The sequence below is a fragment of the Albidovulum sediminis genome (genome assembly GCF_025380365.1).
GTDB classification, from domain to species: Bacteria; Pseudomonadota; Alphaproteobacteria; order Rhodobacterales; family Rhodobacteraceae; genus Albidovulum; species Albidovulum sediminis.
Map to the genome: position 1 here is coordinate 931,031 of NZ_JAOCQF010000001.1, position 19,350 is coordinate 950,380.

At 68.9% G+C, this 19,350-nt stretch carries 21 protein-coding genes; 12 read left to right on the top strand and 9 right to left on the bottom strand.

The window, feature by feature from the left end:
* The first annotated feature begins 6 nt into the window (after positions 1 to 6).
* The 8 genes from N5I32_RS04570 (at position 7) to N5I32_RS04605 (ending at position 9,529) form a co-directional block, all read left to right on the top strand.
* Positions 7 to 1,038 (top strand): substrate-binding domain-containing protein, encoded by a 1,032-nt coding sequence (locus tag N5I32_RS04570; RefSeq protein ID WP_261494209.1) that lies wholly within the window; start codon positions 7 to 9, stop codon positions 1,036 to 1,038.
* Between the two features lie 61 nt (positions 1,039 to 1,099).
* Entirely contained in the window at positions 1,100 to 2,548 is a 1,449-nt protein-coding gene (pstC, locus tag N5I32_RS04575) for a phosphate ABC transporter permease subunit PstC (RefSeq protein WP_261494210.1), read from the top strand.
* Positions 2,545 to 3,900 (top strand): phosphate ABC transporter permease PstA, encoded by a 1,356-nt coding sequence (pstA, locus tag N5I32_RS04580; protein WP_261494211.1) that lies wholly within the window; start codon positions 2,545 to 2,547, stop codon positions 3,898 to 3,900. The genes pstC and pstA overlap by 4 nt, the downstream gene beginning before the upstream one ends.
* A 32-nt stretch (positions 3,901 to 3,932) precedes the next feature.
* Positions 3,933 to 4,721: a phosphate ABC transporter ATP-binding protein PstB gene (gene pstB, locus N5I32_RS04585; RefSeq protein WP_439648190.1), complete on the top strand. Its 789-nt coding sequence runs from the start codon at positions 3,933 to 3,935 to the stop codon at positions 4,719 to 4,721.
* Positions 4,722 to 4,731: 10 nt separating this feature from the next.
* Positions 4,732 to 5,451 carry a phosphate signaling complex protein PhoU gene (phoU, locus tag N5I32_RS04590; protein ID WP_261494212.1) on the top strand — a complete coding sequence of 240 codons (720 nt, stop codon included), beginning with the start codon at positions 4,732 to 4,734 and terminating at the stop codon, positions 5,449 to 5,451.
* Positions 5,448 to 6,137, top strand: a complete 690-nt coding sequence (gene phoB / locus N5I32_RS04595; protein WP_261494213.1) for a phosphate regulon transcriptional regulator PhoB — start codon at positions 5,448 to 5,450, stop codon at positions 6,135 to 6,137. Before phoU ends, phoB begins: the two co-directional genes overlap by 4 nt.
* A 100-nt stretch (positions 6,138 to 6,237) precedes the next feature.
* Complete coding sequence (locus tag N5I32_RS04600) at positions 6,238 to 7,863, top strand: alpha-D-glucose phosphate-specific phosphoglucomutase (RefSeq protein WP_261494214.1); 1,626 nt, start codon at positions 6,238 to 6,240, stop codon at positions 7,861 to 7,863.
* Positions 7,864 to 7,990: 127 nt separating this feature from the next.
* Positions 7,991 to 9,529: a trimethylamine methyltransferase family protein gene (locus N5I32_RS04605; protein ID WP_261494215.1), complete on the top strand. Its 1,539-nt coding sequence runs from the start codon at positions 7,991 to 7,993 to the stop codon at positions 9,527 to 9,529.
* 73 nt (positions 9,530 to 9,602) lie between these two features.
* On the opposite strand, the gene N5I32_RS04610 is transcribed toward N5I32_RS04605, so the two are convergent.
* On the bottom strand, positions 9,603 to 9,899 hold the full coding sequence (locus N5I32_RS04610; RefSeq protein WP_261494216.1) for a DUF6477 family protein: 297 nt from the start codon (positions 9,897 to 9,899) through the stop codon (positions 9,603 to 9,605).
* A gap of 223 nt (positions 9,900 to 10,122) precedes the next feature.
* On the opposite strand from N5I32_RS04610, the gene N5I32_RS04615 reads away from it, so the two are divergent.
* Together N5I32_RS04615 and lipA are read left to right on the top strand one after the other, a co-directional pair.
* On the top strand, positions 10,123 to 11,283 hold the full coding sequence (locus N5I32_RS04615) for a DUF6456 domain-containing protein (protein WP_261494217.1): 1,161 nt from the start codon (positions 10,123 to 10,125) through the stop codon (positions 11,281 to 11,283).
* A gap of 120 nt (positions 11,284 to 11,403) precedes the next feature.
* Positions 11,404 to 12,354, top strand: a complete 951-nt coding sequence (gene lipA, locus N5I32_RS04620) for a lipoyl synthase (protein ID WP_261494218.1) — start codon at positions 11,404 to 11,406, stop codon at positions 12,352 to 12,354.
* Between the two features lie 81 nt (positions 12,355 to 12,435).
* On the opposite strand, the gene N5I32_RS04625 is transcribed toward lipA, so the two are convergent.
* From N5I32_RS04625 to N5I32_RS04635, 3 genes are all read right to left on the bottom strand, one after another.
* The gene (locus N5I32_RS04625) at positions 12,436 to 13,332 is read right to left on the bottom strand and encodes a hypothetical protein (RefSeq protein WP_261494219.1); all 897 of its coding nucleotides are present in this window, start codon (positions 13,330 to 13,332) and stop codon (positions 12,436 to 12,438) included.
* Between the two features lie 121 nt (positions 13,333 to 13,453).
* Positions 13,454 to 14,347: a c-type cytochrome gene (locus N5I32_RS04630; RefSeq protein WP_261494220.1), complete on the bottom strand. Its 894-nt coding sequence runs from the start codon at positions 14,345 to 14,347 to the stop codon at positions 13,454 to 13,456.
* 65 nt (positions 14,348 to 14,412) lie between these two features.
* Positions 14,413 to 14,877 carry a c-type cytochrome gene (locus N5I32_RS04635; RefSeq protein ID WP_261494221.1) on the bottom strand — a complete coding sequence of 155 codons (465 nt, stop codon included), beginning with the start codon at positions 14,875 to 14,877 and terminating at the stop codon, positions 14,413 to 14,415.
* Positions 14,878 to 15,070: 193 nt separating this feature from the next.
* Here N5I32_RS04635 and N5I32_RS04640 point away from each other — a divergent pair, with 193 nt between their 5' ends.
* Complete coding sequence (locus N5I32_RS04640; RefSeq protein ID WP_261494222.1) at positions 15,071 to 15,934, top strand: LysR family transcriptional regulator; 864 nt, start codon at positions 15,071 to 15,073, stop codon at positions 15,932 to 15,934.
* On the opposite strand, the gene N5I32_RS04645 is transcribed toward N5I32_RS04640, so the two are convergent.
* Entirely contained in the window at positions 15,919 to 16,113 is a 195-nt protein-coding gene (locus N5I32_RS04645) for a hypothetical protein (RefSeq protein WP_261494223.1), read from the bottom strand. The two genes, N5I32_RS04640 and N5I32_RS04645, sit on opposite strands and share 16 nt — an antisense overlap.
* Entirely contained in the window at positions 16,113 to 16,658 is a 546-nt protein-coding gene (gene hpt / locus N5I32_RS04650) for a hypoxanthine phosphoribosyltransferase (RefSeq protein ID WP_261494224.1), read from the bottom strand. The genes N5I32_RS04645 and hpt overlap by 1 nt, the downstream gene beginning before the upstream one ends.
* 65 nt (positions 16,659 to 16,723) lie before the next feature.
* Between hpt and N5I32_RS04655 the strand changes: the two genes are divergently transcribed.
* Positions 16,724 to 17,173: a type II toxin-antitoxin system RatA family toxin gene (locus tag N5I32_RS04655; protein ID WP_261494225.1), complete on the top strand. Its 450-nt coding sequence runs from the start codon at positions 16,724 to 16,726 to the stop codon at positions 17,171 to 17,173.
* A 13-nt stretch (positions 17,174 to 17,186) separates the two neighbouring features.
* Here the strand turns inward: N5I32_RS04655 and N5I32_RS04660 are convergent, their stop codons facing one another.
* From N5I32_RS04660 to N5I32_RS04670, 3 genes are read right to left on the bottom strand one after another with little or no spacing between them, the layout of a single operon-like run.
* Positions 17,187 to 17,660 carry a CinA family protein gene (locus N5I32_RS04660; protein ID WP_261494226.1) on the bottom strand — a complete coding sequence of 158 codons (474 nt, stop codon included), beginning with the start codon at positions 17,658 to 17,660 and terminating at the stop codon, positions 17,187 to 17,189.
* Complete coding sequence (locus N5I32_RS04665; protein ID WP_261494227.1) at positions 17,657 to 18,151, bottom strand: phosphatidylglycerophosphatase A family protein; 495 nt, start codon at positions 18,149 to 18,151, stop codon at positions 17,657 to 17,659. The genes N5I32_RS04660 and N5I32_RS04665 overlap by 4 nt, the downstream gene beginning before the upstream one ends.
* Positions 18,148 to 19,290 carry a bifunctional 2-C-methyl-D-erythritol 4-phosphate cytidylyltransferase/2-C-methyl-D-erythritol 2,4-cyclodiphosphate synthase gene (locus N5I32_RS04670; RefSeq protein WP_261494228.1) on the bottom strand — a complete coding sequence of 381 codons (1,143 nt, stop codon included), beginning with the start codon at positions 19,288 to 19,290 and terminating at the stop codon, positions 18,148 to 18,150. The genes N5I32_RS04665 and N5I32_RS04670 overlap by 4 nt, the downstream gene beginning before the upstream one ends.
* Between the last annotated feature and the right edge of the window lie 60 nt (positions 19,291 to 19,350).

Consider the following 19,350-nt stretch of genomic DNA (forward strand, 5'->3'; position numbering starts at 1 on the left):
TGTGCCATGAAAGCCACCAGACTTGCCGTTTCCGCCCTTGCGCTGACCGCCGCTGCCGGCGTCGCCGAGGCGCGCGACCAGATCCAGATCGCCGGTTCCTCGACCGTGCTGCCCTATGCGACCATCGTGGCCGAAGCCTTCGGCGAGAACTTCGACTTCCCGACCCCGGTCGTGGAAGGCGGCGGCTCGGGCGCGGGCCGCAAGAAGCTGTGCGAAGGCGTGGGCGAGACCACCATCGACATCGCCAACTCTTCCTCGCGGATCAAGCAGTCCGACATCGACCTCTGCACCCAGAACGGCGTGACCGGGATCATGGAGGTCCGCATCGGCTATGACGGCATCGTCTTTGCCAGCGACGTGAACGGCGCCGAATTCGCCTTCACGCCGGCCGACTGGTACAACGCGCTGGCCGCCGAGGTGGTCAAGGACGGCGCGCTGGTCGCCAACCCGAACAAGACCTGGGCCGACGTGAACCCGGCGCTTCCGGCGCAGGACATCCTCGCCTTCATCCCGGGCACCAAGCACGGCACCCGCGAGGTCTTCGACGTGAAGGTGCTGGAAGCCGGTTGCCAGGCCTCGGGCGCGGAGGAGGCGCTGGTCGCCGCCAAGGGCGAAGAGGACGGCAAGAAGGCCTGCCTGAGCCTGCGCACCGACGGCGTCTCGGTCGACGTCGACGGCGACTATACCGAAACGCTGGCGCGGCTCGACGCCAACAAGAACGCGATCGGCGTCTTCGGCCTGTCGTTCTACCAGAACAACACCGACAAGCTGCGCGTCGCGACGATGGACGGCGTGGTCCCGAGCGTCGAGACCATCGCGGCCGGCGACTATCCGGTGTCGCGCCCGCTTTTCTTCTACGTCAAGACGGCGCATCTGGGCGTGATCCCGGGCCTGCAGGAATACATCGACTTCTTCGTCTCCGACGAGATCGCCGGGCCGGACGGTCCGCTGGCGGCCTATGGCCTGGTTTCCGACCCGGAACTGGCGAAGACCCAGGAGATGGTGGCGGCCGGCACCCCGATGGCGCCGCTCAACTGATCCCCGAAACGGGAGGGCGGCGCCCCGCGGTGCCGCCTTCGTCCATCCTGCGGAACCGGTCATGACTGTCAGTCTCCTGCTTGTCGTCGTCTGTGCCATTGCCGCGGCGGGCTATCTGCTCGGCCGCAGCCGCGCCCGCGCGGCCTCTGGCGGCGACACGCGAAAGCTGCATTCGCTGATCGGCTATCACGGCCAGTCGGTCCTCCTCTTCTCCGCCGTTCCCGCGCTGATCCTGATGGGGGCCTGGCTGATCCTCCAGCCCATGCTGATCGAAGGCCGCGTCGCCGGACAGATCACGGCGGCCGACATTCCCGAAGGCGGCTCGCCCGCGCTGGTGATGAGCGACGTGCGCCGGATCGCCGAGGGGCTTGATCTTCTGGGGCTGGACGCGGGCGAGATGGCAGCACTTGGCGCCGATCCCGCGCAGGCAGGCGCACGGCTGGCACAGGCCGGGATCGCGCTTGGCAGCGAGATCAGGCCGAACGTCCTTGCCGCCGCGCTCGACTACCGCCGGATCGCCGATGGCGCCGGCCTCGCGATGACGGTGGCGGTGATCGCCGCCGCCCTGGCGGGCCTTGCGTTGTCGCTCCGCCGCATCACCGCCGACTACCGCGCGCGCAATGTCTCCGAAAGGTTCGTTCTCGTCCTCTTCATCGCCTCGTCGCTGGTGGCGGTCCTGACCACCTTCGGCATCGTCGCCTCGCTGGTGGTCGAGTCGGTCCACTTCTTCCGGCTCTACCCGGCGCGCGACTTCTTCTTCAGCCTGACCTGGAATCCGCAGTTCCGCGGCGGCTCCGACCTCGGGATCTGGCCGCTGCTCTGGGGGACGATGTATGTCTCTCTCGTGGCGCTTCTCCTTGCCGTGCCGGTGGGGCTGATGAGCGCGATCTACCTGTCCGAATACGCCTCGGGGCGGATGCGCGCCATGGTCAAGCCCGCGATCGAGATCCTCGCCGGCATCCCCACCATCGTCTACGGCCTTTTCGCCCTGGTCACGGTCGGGCCGTTCCTGCGCGACTGGTTTGCCCAGCCGATGGGGCTGGGGTCTGGGTCGTCCTCGGTCATGACGGCGGGGCTGGTCATGGGCATCATGCTGATCCCCTTCGTGTCCTCCCTCTCGGACGACATCATCAACGCGGTGCCGCAATCGCTGCGCGACGGGTCCTTCGGCCTTGGCGCCACCCGGTCCGAAACGGTGCGCCAGGTGATCCTGCCCGCCGCCCTGCCGGGTATCGTCGGCGCGATCCTGCTGGCGGCCAGCCGCGCCATCGGAGAGACGATGATCGTCGTCATGGGCGCGGGGGCGGCGGCGAAGCTTGACCTCAACCCGTTCGAGGCGATGACCACGATCACCGTCAAGATCGTCAGCCAGCTGACCGGCGACACCGAGTTTGCCTCGCCCGAGACGCTCGTGGCCTTCGCGCTCGGCATGTGCCTTTTCGTCTTCACGCTGGGGCTGAACGTCATCGCGCTTTACGTGGTGCGCAAGTACCGGGAGCAGTACGAATGACCGCCACCGCACAGACCGCCGCCGCACAGACCGCCCCTCCGCGCCGGTCGCTGACCGTGCTGGACGCGCGCACCCGCCGTCGCAACGCGGCCGAGGCGCGGTTCCGCCTGTTCGGCCTGATGGCCATCGCCGTCGGCATCGCCGCGCTCTTCATCCTTCTCGCCTCGGTGCTGGCCAACGGGGCGGGGTCCTTCCGCCAGACCTTCCTGTTCCTCGACGTCCATCTGGACGAGAAGGTGCTCGACAAGTCGGGCACCCGCGATCCTGAGGTGATGAATAAGGTCACCACCATCGGCTACGGCAAGATCGTCGACGCCGCGCTGAAGGACGCCATCGCGAAGAACGGCATCGCCATCGAGGGGCTGACCGACAAGGACGTGTCGGACATGATCTCGAAGGAGGCCGCCGCGCTGGTCCGCGACCGGGTGCTGGCCGACCCGACCCTTGTCGGGCAGACGATCGCGGTCAAGGTGCTGGCGAACGGGCGTATCGACGGCTACCTGAAGGGCCGGGTGACGATGGACAGCGCCGAACGCGACAGCAACGTTTCGCCCAACCAGCTGCGGCTGGCCGACGCGATGATCGAGAAGGGACTGCTGGTGAAGTCCTTCAACTGGGGCTTCATCACCGGGCCCGACGCCTCGGAGCTCAGGCCCGAGGCCGCCGGGCTCGGCATCGCCATCCTGGGGTCGGCCTACATGATGCTCGTCGTTCTCGTCCTGTCACTGCCCATCGGCGTCGCCGCCTCGATCTACCTTGAGGAATTCGCGCCGAAGAACCGCTTCACCGACCTGATCGAGGTGAACATCGCCAACCTCGCGGCGGTGCCCTCGATCGTGTTCGGCATCCTCGGCCTGGCCATCTTCATCAACTTCGCGGGCCTGCCGCAGTCGGCCCCCATCGTCGGCGGCCTGGTGCTGACGCTGATGACGCTGCCGACCATCATCATCGCCACCCGCGCCGCGCTGAAGGCGGTGCCGCCCTCGATCCGCGACGCGGCACTGGGGGTCGGCGCCTCGAAGATGCAGGCGGTGCTGCACCATGTCCTGCCGCTGGCCATGCCGGGCATCCTGACCGGCACCATCATCGGACTGGCGCAGGCGCTGGGGGAAACCGCGCCGCTCCTCCTTATCGGCATGGTCGCCTTCGTGCGCGACTACCCGGCGGCCCCGCCCGAGGGCTTCTTCGACCCCGCCGCGGCGCTGCCGGTGCAGGTCTACAACTGGACGCAGCGCGCCGACCCCGCCTTTGTCGAACGCGCCTCGGGGGCGATCATCGTGCTCCTGGTGTTCCTCATGGTGATGAACGCGGTCGCGATCCTGCTGCGCCGCCGGTTCGAGCGGCGGTGGTGAGAGACATGAAGGAGAAGGACGGCATGAACGTCATGCGAGAGAGCGCGGCCGACATCGCCGCCGCCAGCGTCAAGATCGCGGCCCGCGGGGTCCAGGTCTTCTACGGCGACACCCACGCCATCAAGGATGTCGATGTCGATATCGCCGACCGCACCGTGACCGCCTTCATCGGCCCCTCGGGCTGCGGCAAGTCGACCTTCCTGCGCTGCCTCAACCGCATGAACGACACCATCGACATCTGCCGGGTCGAGGGCCGGATCACGCTGGACGGCGAGGATATCTATGACCGCCGCGTCGATCCGGTGCAGTTGCGCGCCAAGGTGGGGATGGTGTTCCAGAAGCCCAATCCGTTTCCGAAGTCGATCTACGACAACGTCGCCTATGGGCCGCGCATCCACGGCCTGACCCGCAACCGCGCCGAGTTGGACGAGGTGGTGGAACAGTCGCTGCGCCGCGCCGCGCTCTGGAACGAGGTGAAGGACCGCCTGCAGGCGCCCGGCACCGGGCTTTCCGGGGGCCAGCAGCAGCGCCTGTGCATCGCCCGCGCCATCGCCACCTCGCCCGAGGTGCTGCTGATGGACGAGCCCTGTTCGGCGCTCGACCCGATCGCCACCGCGCAGGTCGAGGAACTGATCGACGAGTTGCGCGCCAACTTCTCGGTCGTGATCGTCACCCATTCGATGCAGCAGGCCGCCCGCGTCAGCCAGAACACCGCTTTCTTCCACCTCGGCAATCTGGTGGAATACGGGCAGACCGCGCAGATCTTCACCACGCCGCGCGATCCGCGGACGGAAAGCTATATTTCCGGCCGGATCGGATGAGGAGGACAGCATGACCGAACAGCACATCCTGCGCGCCTTCGACCGCGACCTGGAGGCGATCCAGGCCCAGCTGATGAAGATGGGCGGTCTGGTCGAGAATGCCATCCTCGAGGCGGCCAGCGCGCTCGAGGCGCGGGACGAGGAACTGGCCGAAAAGGTCCGAGCCGGCGACCGCGCCATCGACGCGATGGAGGAGCGGATCAACGACGAGGTCGCGCGGCTGATCGCACTGCGCTCGCCCACCGCCACCGACCTGCGCATGGTCCTTTCGGTGATGAAGATCGCCGGCAGCCTCGAACGGATCGGCGACTATGCCAAGAACATGGCCAAGCGCACCGTAGTCTTGGGCCGGATGCCGACAGTCGGCAGCGCGGGCGGATCGCTCCGGCGCATGGCCAAGGCCGTCGTCGCCATGCTGTCGGACGCGCTTGACGCGCATGTGCAGCGCGACGCCGAGCTTGCGCGCGACGTGCTCAACCGCGACCGCGAGGTCGACCAGATGTACAACGCGCTCTTCCGCGAGTTCCTGACACACATGATGGAGGACCCGCGCAACATCACCGCCTGCATGCACCTCCACTTCATCGCCAAGAACGTGGAGCGGATGGGCGACCACGCCACCACGATCGCCGAGCAGGTGATCTATCTCGTCACCGGCCACCTGCCCGAGGACGACCGGCCCAAGGCCGAAAGCGTGACCGACCACGGCACCGACGGGGGCAGGCCGTGAGCGTGGCGCAACCCAATGTCCTCGTGGTCGAGGACGAGGCCGCGCAACGCGAGATCCTCGCCTACAACCTCGAGGCCGAGGGCTTCCGCGTCCGCATCGCGGGCGACGGCGAGGAGGCGATGACGATGATCTCCGAGGAGGCGCCCGACATCGTCGTGCTCGACTGGATGATGCCCAATGTCTCGGGGATCGAGGTCTGCCGCAGGCTCAGGGCGCGGTCGGAGACGAAGGCGGTGCCGATCATCATGCTCTCCGCCCGGTCGGAGGAATTCGACCGCGTGCGCGGGCTGGAGACCGGGGCGGACGACTATGTGGTCAAGCCCTATTCGGTGATGGAGCTGATGGCGCGCATCCGCACGCAGTTGCGCCGCACGCGCCCCGCGACGCAGGGCGAGGTGCTGGAATTCGGCGACATCACGCTCGATTCCGAAACCCATCGGGTGACGCGCGCGGGAAAGCCGGTCAAGCTTGGCCCGACCGAGTTCAGGTTGCTGTCGACCTTCCTCGAACGTCCCGGCCGGGTCTTCAGCCGCGAACAGCTTCTGGACCGGGTCTGGGGGCGCGACATCTATGTCGACACCCGCACAGTCGACGTCCATGTCGGCCGGCTGCGCAAGGCGCTTTGCGTCCACGGCGGCGAGGATCCGCTGCGCACGGTGCGCGGCGCGGGCTATGCGCTCGGCTGACGCGGGCTGAGCTTGCCTCTGGCCGGGGCTGAGCTTGCCTCTGGCGGGAGGCGCAATTTCTGCTATCTCTCGGACGTTGCGCGTAAACCCGAGGTGAGCGGTGCCCGACGTCCTGATCCAGACCGTGCAGCCCTTCGAGGGGCAGAAGCCCGGCACCTCCGGCCTGCGCAAGAAGACCGCCGTCTTCCGCAGCCCCGGCTATCTGGAAAGCTATGTGCAATCGGTCTTCGATGCCATCGGCGGCGTCGCGGGCAAGACCATGGTACTGGGCGGGGACGGTCGGTTCTTCGCAGCGGAGGCCGCGCAGACGATCCTCAGGATGGCGGCGGCGAACGGGGCGGCGCGCGCGATCGTGGGGCAGGGCGCGCTCCTCTCCACCCCCGCGGCATCGCACCTGATCCGGCTCCGCGGCGCGGATTTCGGCATCGTCCTGTCGGCCAGCCACAATCCCGGCGGGCCCGAGGGAGATTTCGGCGTCAAGCTGAACCTCGGCAACGGCGGCCCCGCGCCTGAGGGGGTGACCGAGGCGATCCACGCGCTCAGCCGCACGATCGACCGCTACCGGACGCTCGCCACCGATGACATCGACCTTTCCGCGACCGGGGCCACGACGCTGGGCGCCATGACGGTCGAGATCGTCGATCCGGTCGCCGACTATGCCGACCTGATGGCCGGGCTTTTCGATTTCGCGGCGATCCGGGCGCTTTTCGCCCGCGGATTCCGGATGCGCTTCGACGCGATGAACGCGGTCACCGGACCCTATGCGCGGGAGATCCTCGAACGCCGCCTGGGCGCCGCGCCGGGGACGGTCGTCAACGCGGTGCCGCTTTCGGATTTCGGCGGCCTGCACCCGGACCCGAACCCGACCTGGGCGGCGGACCTCGTGGCGCTGATGAACGCGCCCGGCGCACCGGATTTCGCCGCAGCCTCCGACGGCGACGGGGACCGCCACATGATCCTCGGCCCCGGCGTCTATGTCAGCCCCTCGGACAGTTTCGCCGTCCTCGCCGCCAACGCGCACCTGGCGCCCGGCTATGCCCGCGGTCTGGCCGGCGTCGCGCGGTCGATGCCGACCTCCTCGGCGGTGGACCGGGTGGCGGCGGCGCTCGGCATCGAATGCCACGAAACCCCGACCGGCTGGAAGTTCTTCGGCACCCTCCTCGATGCGGGCCGCGCCACGCTCTGCGGCGAGGAAAGCTTTGGCGCGGGGTCGGACCACGTGCGCGAAAAGGACGGGCTCTGGGCGGTGCTCCTCTGGCTCGACATCCTCGCCGCGCGCGGCGAGGGCGTGGCCGCGGTGATGGAGGACCACTGGCGCCGCTTCGGGCGGACCTGGTATTCGCGCCACGACTACGAGGCGCTGCCGCAGGCGGTGGCGGACCGGGTGATCGACGGGCTGAGGCGGCAGTTGGCAGAACTACCCGGCCGCACCGTCTGCGGCCTGACGGTCACCGGCGCGGACGACTTCGCCTATGTCGACCCGGTCGACGGGACGGCGACGGCGGGGCAGGGCCTCAGGGTGCGCCTCTCGGACGAGGCGCGCTTTGTCCTGCGCCTGTCGGGCACGGGGACCGAGGGGGCGACGCTGCGGCTCTACCTCGAACGGCACGGCGACGACTGGCACGGAGAGGTGCAGGACCGGCTGGCAGAGGTGGCCGCCGCCGCCGAGGAGATCGCCGGCATCCGCCGCCTGACCGGGCGCGCGGGGCCCCATGTCGTCACCTGAGCGCGGGCGATGTCGCGCCTGTCCTGCGGGAATGTCGTTTTCGCCTGCCATGTGACGCAAACCGCAACCGCTCTGCCGGGCAAGGCGATAAATACGGGGGCGAAGAGATCCCTAAGGAGTGGCAGACATGAGCGACGTGGGCGAAGGCCGGCGTGCACGGGGCGGCGGGGCCGCGCGCCGGGCGGAACGCACCGCGGTTCGGATCGAATGCGCGAAGTTCATCGAGCGCAACATCCCGAACCTCGAGATCCTGAACGAGGAAGCGCTCCAGATCATCGAACACAACGCCGAGACGGTGCTTGAGGAGATCGGCGTCAACTTCGTCGAGAACCCGGCCGCGCTCCAGCGCTGGAAGGATGCGGGCGCCGACGTTCAGGGCGAACGCGTGCGCATCCCGCGCGGACTGGCGCGCGAACTGTGCAAGACGGCGCCCTCGTCCTACGTCCAGCATGCCCGGAACCCCGAGCGCAACGTCACCATCGGCGGGCGCGGCCTTGTCCTCGCCCCGGTCTACGGCCCCCCCTTCGTGCGCGACGAGGGCGGCCGCCGCTATGCCACGATCGAGGATTTCCAGAAGTTCGTGAAGCTCGGCTACATGTCGAAATGGCTTCACCATTCCGGCGGCACGGTGTGCGAGCCGACCGACGTGCCGGTGAACAAGCGCCACCTCGACATGCTGCTGGCGCACATGACGCTGAGCGACAAGCCCTACATGGGCTCGGTCACCGAACCCTCGCGCGCCGAGGATTCGGTCGAGATGTCGAAGATCCTGTTCGGCGAGGATTTCGTCGAACAGAACACGGTGATGACCTCGCTCATCAACATCAACTCGCCGATGACCTTCGACGGAATCATGATGGGCGCGCTCGAGGTCTATGCCCGCCACAACCAGGCGGCGATCGTCTCGCCCTTCATCGTCGGCGGTGCGATGGCGCCGGTGACGGTCGCGGGGACGCTGACGCAGGTTCTGGCCGAGGTGCTGGCCGGCGTCGCCTACAGCCAGCTGATCCGCAAGGGCGCGCCGGTCATCGCCGGGGCCTTCGTGACCTCGATCGACATGAACTCGGGCGCGCCGACCTTCGGCACGCCGGAGGCCAGCCACATCACCTATGGCGTGGGCCAGCTGGTGCGGCGGCTGGGCATCCCCTACCGTTCGGCGGGCGGCTTCACCGGATCGAAGGTGCCGGACGCGCAGGCGGCCTATGAAAGCGCCAACAGCCTGAACATGGGGCTGCTTGCCGGCGTCAACTTCATGCTGCACGCCTGCGGCTGGCTCGAAGGGGGTCTCGTCTCCTCGTTCGAGAAATTCGTGATGGACGCTGACCAGCTGGGCATCCTCCACCACCTCGCCGCCGGCGTGGACATCAGCGAGAACGGCCAGGCCATGGACGCCATCCGTGAGGTGGGGCCGGGCGGCCACTACCTCGGCTGCGCCCACACCCAGGCGAACTTCAAGACCGCGTTCTGGCGCACCAACCTGCTGGACTACAAGCCCTACGAGACCTGGGAAGAGGAAGGCGCGCGCGACACCGTGCAGCTTGCCCGCGAGCGGGTGGCGCGGCTTCTGGCCGATTACCAGAAACCCGCCATCGACCCCGCCGTGGAAGAGGCGCTGAACGCCTATGTCGCGCAGAAGAAGGCCGCCGTTCCCGACGCCTTCATGTAAGGCGCTCGTCTCCCTGATGCTGCAACGGCCGCGCGACACCGCGCGGCCCTTCGCGTTTCAGCCCCGCACGCGTTCAACCCCGCACCACCTCGGCCCGCGGCAGAAGCCGCATCTCCCCCAGGATCGCGATCAGCACCTCGATGTGGCGGACGAGGTTGTAGGCCGCATCGCCGCGCTGGCGCACCTCCTCCAGCCGCGTTTCCTCGTCGATCAGGACGTCCATCGCCTCGACCGGCGCCGGGCAGGCGCTCGCGCGCAGCACGCGCTTCAGGTCTCGGTCGCGGTCGTAGTCGAACAGCCCGTGCCGCGCGGCCTGGAGCAGGAGCCGCGGGCGGCGCATGGTGGCAAGACGTGTCATCAGATCGGTCATGGGGAACTCCCTTGCTTCGCATGACCAGAGGAGACGTCCGGATTCGCCGGTGTTGCGCGTCATTCGGGATCAGCGCCCGGCGACGTCAGAGATATTTATAATTTTTCAATAATTCTTGGCGTCGGCCCCGGCATTAACGACCGGGTAAGAAATGCTTCCCACGGTTGTGGACGTTCACGACGGCCGGCCGGGGGCGCCGCCAGACTTGCGGGGGATGACATTGATGACGGCTTTGGTTGAATGCCCTGTCCGATTGCCTGGCTGGCTTCCGGACAAGGCGCTCCTCTATCTCCGCCATACCGAAGAAGGATTGACGATCCGTGAACTCGCGCGGCGCGAGGGCTGTCATGCCTCGACCGTGCTCCGGCAGGTGCGCGCCTACGAGAATCGGCGCGACGACCCCCTTGTGGACGAGGCGCTGGACCGCCTCGGCCGCCTCCATGCCCGGCTGACCCGTGCGGACCCGCACGCGGACGGCCCGGCCATTAACCCCGAACCCCGAGCCACCCCACAGGACAAGGACAGCCAGCCCATGACCGCACAGATCCGCCCGATGCCCGATGTCGTCGACGATGCGACCGTCAACCGCGAGGCGCGCCGCATCCTCAGAAGGCTTTGCGAACCCGGCGCGATCCTTGCCGTCTCCTCCGACCTGGAAAAGGCGGTCGTGCTGAAGGGCGAGGTGCGCACCGCCATCGTCGAGCGCACGGTCGCGCAGGCCTTCGCACTCAAGGACTGGATCGCGGTGCGCACCGCGGGGCGCCTGGCCACCTACCAGATCACCGGCGCGGGCCGCGCGGCGCTCAAGCGTCTTCTGGCCGAGTCGGAGGCCCGGGGCGGGCTGGCCGAGGCGGCGATGCCCTTCGCCGACCAGCACCGCGTCTGGGGAGAGCGCGCGGTGATGGAGGAAGGCGAGGATGGCCCGCGCCGGCTGCGCTACAACCTGGCCGAAAGCCCGCTGGCAGTGCTGGCCCGCCGCCGCGACCGCGACGGCGAGCCGTTCCTGTCCCAGGATCTGGTCGTCGTCGGCGAACGCCTGCGCGAGGATTTCGAACTGGCGCAGATGGGTCCGCGCGTCACCCAGAACTGGGACCGCTTCCTGACCGGCGCCGACCGCGGCATCCTGCAGCCCGGCGCCGGCGGCGGGATGAGCGAGGGATCGGCCCGCGCGCGCGAGCGTGTCGCCGCCGCGCTGCGCGAACTTGGCCCCGGCCTCGGCGACATGGTGCTGCGCGTGTGCTGCTTTCTCGAAGGGCTGGAGGCCGCCGAACGCCGCCTCGGCTGGTCGGCGCGGTCGGGCAAGATCGTGCTGCGCATCGCGCTGATGCGGCTCAAGCGGCACTATGACGAGGCCTATGGCGGTCGCGCGCCGATGATCGGATGACGAGACCGCGGCACGACCCCGCGCCGGGTTGCGCCGCCCGCATGCCGGTCATGTCGCACCGGGCTTGGACTGGCGCGCGCCTTCGCTTATGAAGGCGTGACCGAAGAAGGAGCCGGGCCGATGCGCGACTTGAAGATTCCGGGCGAACGCCACCCCGAAAAGGCGCACCGCCCGGATCAGGACCAGCCGAAGAAACCCGCCTGGATCCGGGTGAAGGCCCCGACCTCGGCCGGCTACAAGGCGACGCGCGACATCCTGAGAACCAACAAGCTGGTGACGGTCTGCGAAGAGGCGGGCTGCCCCAACGTCGGCGAATGCTGGAGCCACGGCCACGCCACCATGATGATCATGGGCGAGATCTGCACCCGCGGCTGTTCCTTCTGCAACATCGCCACCGGCCGGCCCGACACGCTCGACGCGTTCGAGCCGGGCCGCGTCGCCCACGCGGTCGAGACGCTGGGCCTGCGCCATGTCGTCGTCACCTCGGTCGACCGCGACGACCTGGACGATGGCGGCGCGGAGCATTTCGCCCAGACCATCCGCGCCATCCGCCACCGCAGCCCCGACACCACGATCGAGATCCTGACGCCCGACTTCCTGAAATGCGGCCCCGCCGCGCTGGAAACCGTCGTGGCGGCGCGGCCCGATGTCTTCAACCACAACCTCGAGACCGTGCCCGGCCTCTATCCCACCGTCCGCCCCGGCGCGCGCTACTTCCACTCGCTCCGGCTTTTGCAGCGCGTGAAGGAGCTTGACCCGGCGATGTTCACCAAGTCCGGCATCATGGTGGGCCTCGGCGAGGACCGGCAGGGCGTGCTTCAGGTGATGGACGACATGCGCGCGGCCGATGTCGATTTCCTCACCATAGGGCAGTATCTGCAACCGACGCCCAAGCATCACCGGGTGGACCGCTTCGTCACGCCCGAGGAGTTCGCGGGCTATGAGAAGGCGGCCTACGGCAAGGGGTTCCTGATGGTGTCGGCAACCCCGCTGACCCGGTCGTCCTACCACGCGGGCGACGATTTCGCGCGCCTGCGGGCGGCGCGGCTCGAACGCCTCGCAAGGGGGTAGGCCCATCGGCAACGCCTGCGAAAAAGGCCGCCCGAAGGGGCGGCCTTTTGTTTTCGGCTCCGTCGCCGTCCGGGCGGCGGTTCAGAACCTCAGCCCGATCGAGGCATCCCAGATCGCATCGGAATCGGTGGTGTCGGCCACGCCAAGCTGGACGAAGGAATGGCTGAGGAAGCGCCATTCCCCGCTCAGCCCGTAAAGCGTGGTGCCATCGAGATCGAAGACCGTCACCGTCAGATCGGTGTTCGGCAGCGCGCTGTAGCTGGCCCAGGCCATGGTCGCGTCGCCGCCGAAATCGTCGGTCGAGGTAAAGCCGATCCCGGCAGAATAGTACTCCGCCTCGGCCCCCGCCTCGATATGGTAGATGTCCGAATCGCTGCCACCCGGGGTGTCGATCAGTTCGACCCCGCCCGCGACGAAGAAGATCCCCGTCTGGTAGCCGAGCGCGAGGTCGATCACCTCGGCATCCTGGTCGTTGAAGTTGTGGTAGGACGCGCCGACGCGGAGGTTGCCGTACTGGCCGTCATAGCGCAGGCCAAGCGGCGTCTCGCTGTCGACGAGCGCGGCGTAATCGACGACGTCGCCAAGGTAGGGCGACAGTTCCAGGTCGAGCAACTGCACCCCGCCGACGGCCGGCATGCGGGTGAAATCCCCCAGCGCGCCACGCGGTGCGCCGACGCTGATCTTGCCGAACTCGGTGCCGTAGGTCAGCGCCGCGAACAGCGCACCCTCGCTGTCGTTGTCCGAATCGAAGGCGAGAAAGCCCAGATCAAGGCCAAGCCCCATGGAGCCCGCGCCGAAGCCGAACGACACGTCGAGATCGCCATAGACAACCGTCTGGTCGGCACTGCCGGAACTCAGCGCCTCAAGCTCGATCACACCGCGGACGTCGAGTCCCTCGGGCAGGGACTGCGCCGCCGAAAGCGTCGGAAATCCTGCAACCAGGGGGAGAATCAAAAGAGAATGGGAAAGCACGCGCATCGAAATCGTCCTCGTTCTGAGCTTCGGTCCTGTCCTTGCCCGGCCGTCCCGGCACAGACAAGCCGAGTCGGTCGCGAACCCTTGCATCCTTACCACCATGTTGCCGCAAGCGCACAGGCGATCACGGAACCGGCGCCACCTGCTTGAGATAGGCCGCGATCGCCTGCCGGTCCTCGGGCGACAACCGGGCCGTGTTTTCCACCACCAGCGCCATGTGCCCCCCGGCGCTGTCGTACTCGGGCGTGAAGCCCGAGCTGAGGTATTCGGCGATATCGCCCTCGGACCAGTCGAGCGCCGCCGGGGTGATGTTCGGGAACCGCCCGGTTCCGGCCGGCACCGGCCCGCCCGCCAGCCAGCGCGAAAGGTCGGGGCCGCCAAGCGCACCGCGGGGTGTGTGACACTCGCCGCAATGGCCCAGGGCCTCCACCAGGTAGCGACCGCGTTCCTCATCGGGCGTCAGGTCTCCGGTCACCACCCAGCCGTCGCGCAGGTAGAGAAGTTTCCACAGGCCGAGGCCAAGGCGGATGTTGAAGGGAAATCCCACCTCGTGCGGCTGGTTCGGCGTGGCGTCGGCGGGCAGCGTGGCCAGGAAGGCGCGCAAGTCGACGATGTCCTGAAGGCTGGCGCGGGCATAGCTCGCGTAGGGAAAGACGGGATAATAATGCGACCCGCCCGGCGAGACGCCGCGCAGCATCGCGTTGGCAAGGTCGAGCGCGCGCCAGGCGCCGATGCCGGTGATCGCGTCGTTCGAGATGTTGGGCGCGACGAAGGTGCCGTAGGGCGAGACGAAGCGCTGCCCGCCCGCGAGGATGAGCTTTTCGTCCCCCTTCGCGTCGGCCGCCGCATGGCAGGACGCGCAGCCGGCCGCCCAGAACACCGTCTCGCCGCGCGCCGCATCGGCCACCAGCCCCGCAAGCGCGTCGTCCGGCAGCGGTTGAGGACGGGTGATGTAGAGTAGGACGGCACCCGTCAGGGCGCCGGCCAGAACGGCAAGGAACAGTCCGCGCTTGAACACCGCCACCCGATCCTGAAGGGCGGGGCGGGGCGCGACCCCCACACCCCGCGTTGACGAAGCCCGCGTCAGCCGTTGGGCTTGCGGTAGGCCTTGTGGCAATCGCCGCACGCGCCGCCGACCGGCCCGAAGGCGGCCTTCAGCGCGTCAAGCCCGCCACCGGCCGCGGCCTGAAGCGCGGTCGCGGCGTCCACCATCGCCTGCCCCTTGGCCCCGGCATCCGACCCTTCAGCCCAGAGCGCGGGCAGCGCGCCGGAGGAGGCCACCGCATCGCTGTCGGACCCCTGCGGCCACAGCATCGAGGTGTCGATGGTCGACGCCGCCAGAAGCGCGTCCGCGGCCTTCTGCGCGGCTTCGGCGTTGTATTCGACCTCGCCCTTCACCATCGGCCCGAGAACGCCCATCTGGATCGCGCGGTAGTCCATGATCCCCTGACGCGCATCGATCTGCATCTCGAAGGGTTCATCCTCATCGGCGACAGACGCGCCGGCGAACATGGCAAGTGCGGCAGTGGCAAGCAAAATCCGTTTCATAACGCTACTCCCTGGTGTGGACCGGAAAAGACTATCTGTGAGAAAAGCGATTGCCATCTGGAAAATCCGCAGCGGGTCTGTGATAATCCGCACAACCGGCCCGATTTCGGGCCACGCGCCGCCGAACCGGCGGGAAGGCGCCGATCCGAAGCCGTGGCGCCCGGCCAGGTAACGGAAATGTGAAGGAAATCCCGTGCAGCGCGAAAACTGGGATGACCTGAGATTCGTCCTTGCCGTCGCCGAAGAGGGGACGGTCTCGGGCGCGGCGCGCGTGCTGGGGGTGAACCACGCCACCGTCCTCAGGCGCATCGCCGCCTTCGAGCAGGCGACGGGGGTGGAGATCTTCGACAAGACCGCGCGCGGCTATGTCGTGCCCGATGCCCACCGCAGGGTGATCGACGCCACCCGCGAGGTCGATCGCGCGGTGCAGGCGGTCGGGCGCATGATCCACGGCGCCCGTGCGCCGGTGTCGGGCGACATCCGCGTGACCGCCACGGATTCGCTTTGCCAGATGGTGATGCCGCGTGTGCTCGCCCGGCTGGGCAAGACCGCGCCCGGCCTCAGGATCGAGCTGATCAGTTCGAACCTCCATGTCGATCTGGCCCGCAGCCAGGCCGACGTGACCATCCGGCCCGCGCAATCGCTGCCCGACGACCTGAGGGGCGAGCGCGCCGGCGTCATGGGCTTTGCCCTCTACCGCGCGAAAGGGTCCGGGACCGACCGCTGGCTCGAACCTTCGGGGCCGCTGGCCCGCTCGGTCGCCGGGCGCTGGGTCGCGGGCAATGTCGAACCCTCGCTGATCGCGGGCGGCGCCGACAGCTTCATGGTCCTGCGGGAGCTTTGCGCGGCGGGGCAGGGGCAGGCGATCCTGCCCTTCGTCGTGGGGGCGGGCGATCCGCGCCTGATCGCCGTGCCCGGTGTCGTGCCCCGGCTCAGGACCGACCTCTGGATCGCGAGTCATGTCGACCTTTACGACATCCCCCGCATCCGCGCCGCCCGCACCGCCCTTTGCGAGGCGCTGGAGGAGGAGGCCGCCGCCCTTCAGGGTGCGGACTGAACCTTCGGCGGCGCGACCCGTTCGGCGCCCGTCATGAACTCCGGCAGCCAGCCCAGCCGCTCCGCCCCCGCCAGCAGCAGGCTGGCTGCGATCACGCCCAGAAACACCGCCACCCGCCGGGCCGAGGGCGGGTGCCGCGCCCACCGCGACAGGCGCAGGATCTGGCGCGGGTCCAGCATCAGGCGTCGTCGGTGAAGCGGACCTTGCCGATGAAGGGCAGGTTGCGGTTCCTCTGGGCAAAGTCGATGCCGTAGCCCACCACGAATTCGTCGGGGATCTCGAACCCGGTCCAGGTGGCCTTGATCGGCACCTCGCGCCGCGACGGCTTGTCAAGGAGCGCGCAGACCTCCAGCCGCTTGGGCTCGCGCGAGCGCAGCAGGTTGACGACGTGGTGAAGGGTGAAGCCGGTATCGACGATATCCTCCACCACCAGCACGTCGCGGCCCGCGATCTCGCCCCTCAGGTCCTTGAGGATGCGCACCTCGCGTGAGCTTTCCATCGCGTCGCCGTAGGAGGAGGCTTCGAGGAAGTCGACCTCCACCGGCAGGTCGATCTCGCGCACCAGATCGGCGATGAAGACGAAGGAGCCGCGCAAAAGCCCCACCACCACCAGCTTGTCGGTGCCGCGGAAGACATGGGTGATGTCCTTCGCCAGCGCCTCGACCCGCGCCGCGATGGCCTTGGCCGAGATCATTTCGTCGATGACATATGGGCGATGCGGCATGGTTCCCCCTTGATTTCAGGCCCCCTTTACCCGAAACCCACGCCGACTGTCACGAAGGGAACGCGATGCCCTCGCACGCCGAAACGCGGAAGATGCCTTACACCGCGCGCCAGATGTACGATCTGGTCGCCGATGTCGCGCGCTATCCCGATTTTCTGCCGTGGACGGCGGCGGCGCGAATCCGCTCGCTCACCCCCGGCCCGGACGGGTCGGAGGTGATGGAGGCCGACCTTGTCATCTCCTTCAAGGTCTTCCGCGAGAAGTTCGGCAGCCGGGTGACGCTCTGGCCGGGGCAGGGGCGGATCGACACCGAATACCTGGACGGCCCGTTCCGCTTCCTGAAGTCGGGCTGGAGCTTCCGCGACCTGCCCGACGGGGGCTGCGAGGTCGATTTCCACGTCGATTTCGAGTTTCGCAACGCGATCCTGCAAAAGGTCATCGGCGTCGTCTTCGACGAGGCGATGCGCCGCGTCGTGCGCGCCTTCGAGGGGCGGGCGAAGGCGCTTTACGGCTAGGACGGGGCGCGCCTCAGCGCTCCAGCGCCGCGATCAGCAGCGCCAGCGCATGTCCGGTGCTTTCCCTGCGCACCGATGCCCGGCCGATGGCGCCGAACTCCACCGTCTCCGTCAGCGTCGGCCGCCCTGCCTCGGCCAGTCCGAAGCAGACGCGGCCCTCGGGCTTGAACTCCGACCCGCCGGGCCCCGCGATCCCGGTGACGGAGACCGCCAGCCCCGCCCCCGACCGCGCCAGCGCGCCTTCCGCCATCTCACGCGCGACGGGTTCGCTGACCGCGCCATGGGCGGCGAGCGTGGCCTCCGCGACGCCCAGCATGGCGACCTTGGCGGCGTTGGAATAGGTCACGAAGCCGCGGTCGAAGATGTCGGACGACCCCGCAACGTCGGTGATCGCGGCGGCAATCATGCCGCCGGTGCAGCTTTCGGCGGTGGCGATCTTCACCCCCCGCGCGCGGGCCAGCGCCAGCAGGCGTTCGGCCGCGCTCACCGCATCACCCCGTGCGCCAGCGCGGCCAGCGCCGCCACGCCGATGGCGGCGAAGACCCCGGCCCAGACATCGTCGAGCATGACGCCGAGCGCGTCGCCCCGCCGGTCGGCGCGCCCGACCAGCCAGGGCTTCCAGATGTCGAAGAGGCGAAAAAGGACGAAGGCCGCGATCCAGCCGGGCCAGAGCGCCAGCAGGGGCGCGCCGGTGTGGGCGACACCCAGGGCGACGGGGAAAAGCGCGATCCACTGGCCCGCGACCTCGTCGATGACGATCTCCGCCGGGTCGTGATCCGCCTTGCCGCGCGTCTCTTCCGCCGTGGCCCACCAGCCCGCCGCAAAGACCAGCGCCGCCGCCGGGATCAGCCACAGCGGCCCAAGCGCCGCCATGACCGCCCAGGCGGCGGGCAGCGCCGCGAGCGAACCCCAGGTGCCCGGCGCCGGCCGCATCAGCCCGGCGCCGAAGGCGGTGGCGATCAGCCGCGCGGCACTCATCCCTTCACCAGCGTCGCGGTGGCCAGAGCCGCGATCCCTTCCTTGCGGCCGGTGAATCCCAGCCGTTCCGACGTCGTCGCCTTGATCGAGACGCGGTCGGCCCCGACCCCGATGATCCGCGCCAGTTCCGCCTGCATCGCGCCTGCATGCGGCCCGATCTTCGGCATCTCGCAGACGATGGTCACGTCGGCATTCGCAACCCGGTAGCCCCGCGCCGCCGCCCGGCCCGCCGCATGGGCCAGGAATATCTCGCTCGCCGCGCCCTTCCACTGGGGGTCCGAGGGCGGGAAGTGCCGGCCGATGTCGCCCTCGGCCAGCGCGCCATAGATCGCGTCGGTCAGCGCGTGCATCGCAACATCGGCGTCCGAATGGCCCAGAAGCCCGCAGTCGTGCGGCACCCGGACGCCGCAGAGCGTCACATGGTCGCCCGCGCAGAAGGCGTGAACGTCATAGCCGTTGCCCAAGCGCACATCCATGTCCTGCCCCAGAAGCCGTTCGGCGCGGGCGAGATCGTCCGGCCAGGTGATCTTGATATTCTCCTCCGCCCCCGCGACGATCGCAACCGCGATGCCGGCGGTGCGGGCCACCTCCACGTCGTCGGCCGCCGCGCCCGGATGCGCCCGGTGCGCGGCGAGGATCGCCGTCAGCGCGAAGCCCTGCGGCGTCTGCGCCCGGAAAAGGCCGTCGCGCGCGACCGGACCCGCGACCTGCCCGCCCTCGCCGCGCCAGAGCGCGTCGGTCACGGGAAGGGCAGGGGCCGCCGCCAGGCCGGGGTCAAGCGCGCCCAGCACGCGCTCGATCACCGCGTGCGGAACCAGCGGCCTTGCGCCGTCGTGGATCAGGACGTGGCTCAACCCCGCGCCCTCCAGCACCGCCAGCGCGTTCCGCACGCTCTCCGCCCGGCTCGCCCCGCCCGCGACCAGCGTGACCCGCCCGCCAAGGGCCGCCACGCCCGCCGCCATGTCGTCGGGATGGAGCACCACCACCACGCGGGCGAAATCCGCAAAAGCCGCCACCGCGCGGGCCAGCACCGGCACGCCCCCCAGCATCTGCCATTGCTTCGGCCGGTCGCCGCCCGCCCGCACCCCGCGGCCTGCGGCGACGATGACGGCGGCTGTGGTGTCCCGTGTGGCCGGCATTCCGTCCTCCCTGCCGGGCTGGTCTAGTGCGGCGGGATCGTCCTGACAATGCCGGGAATG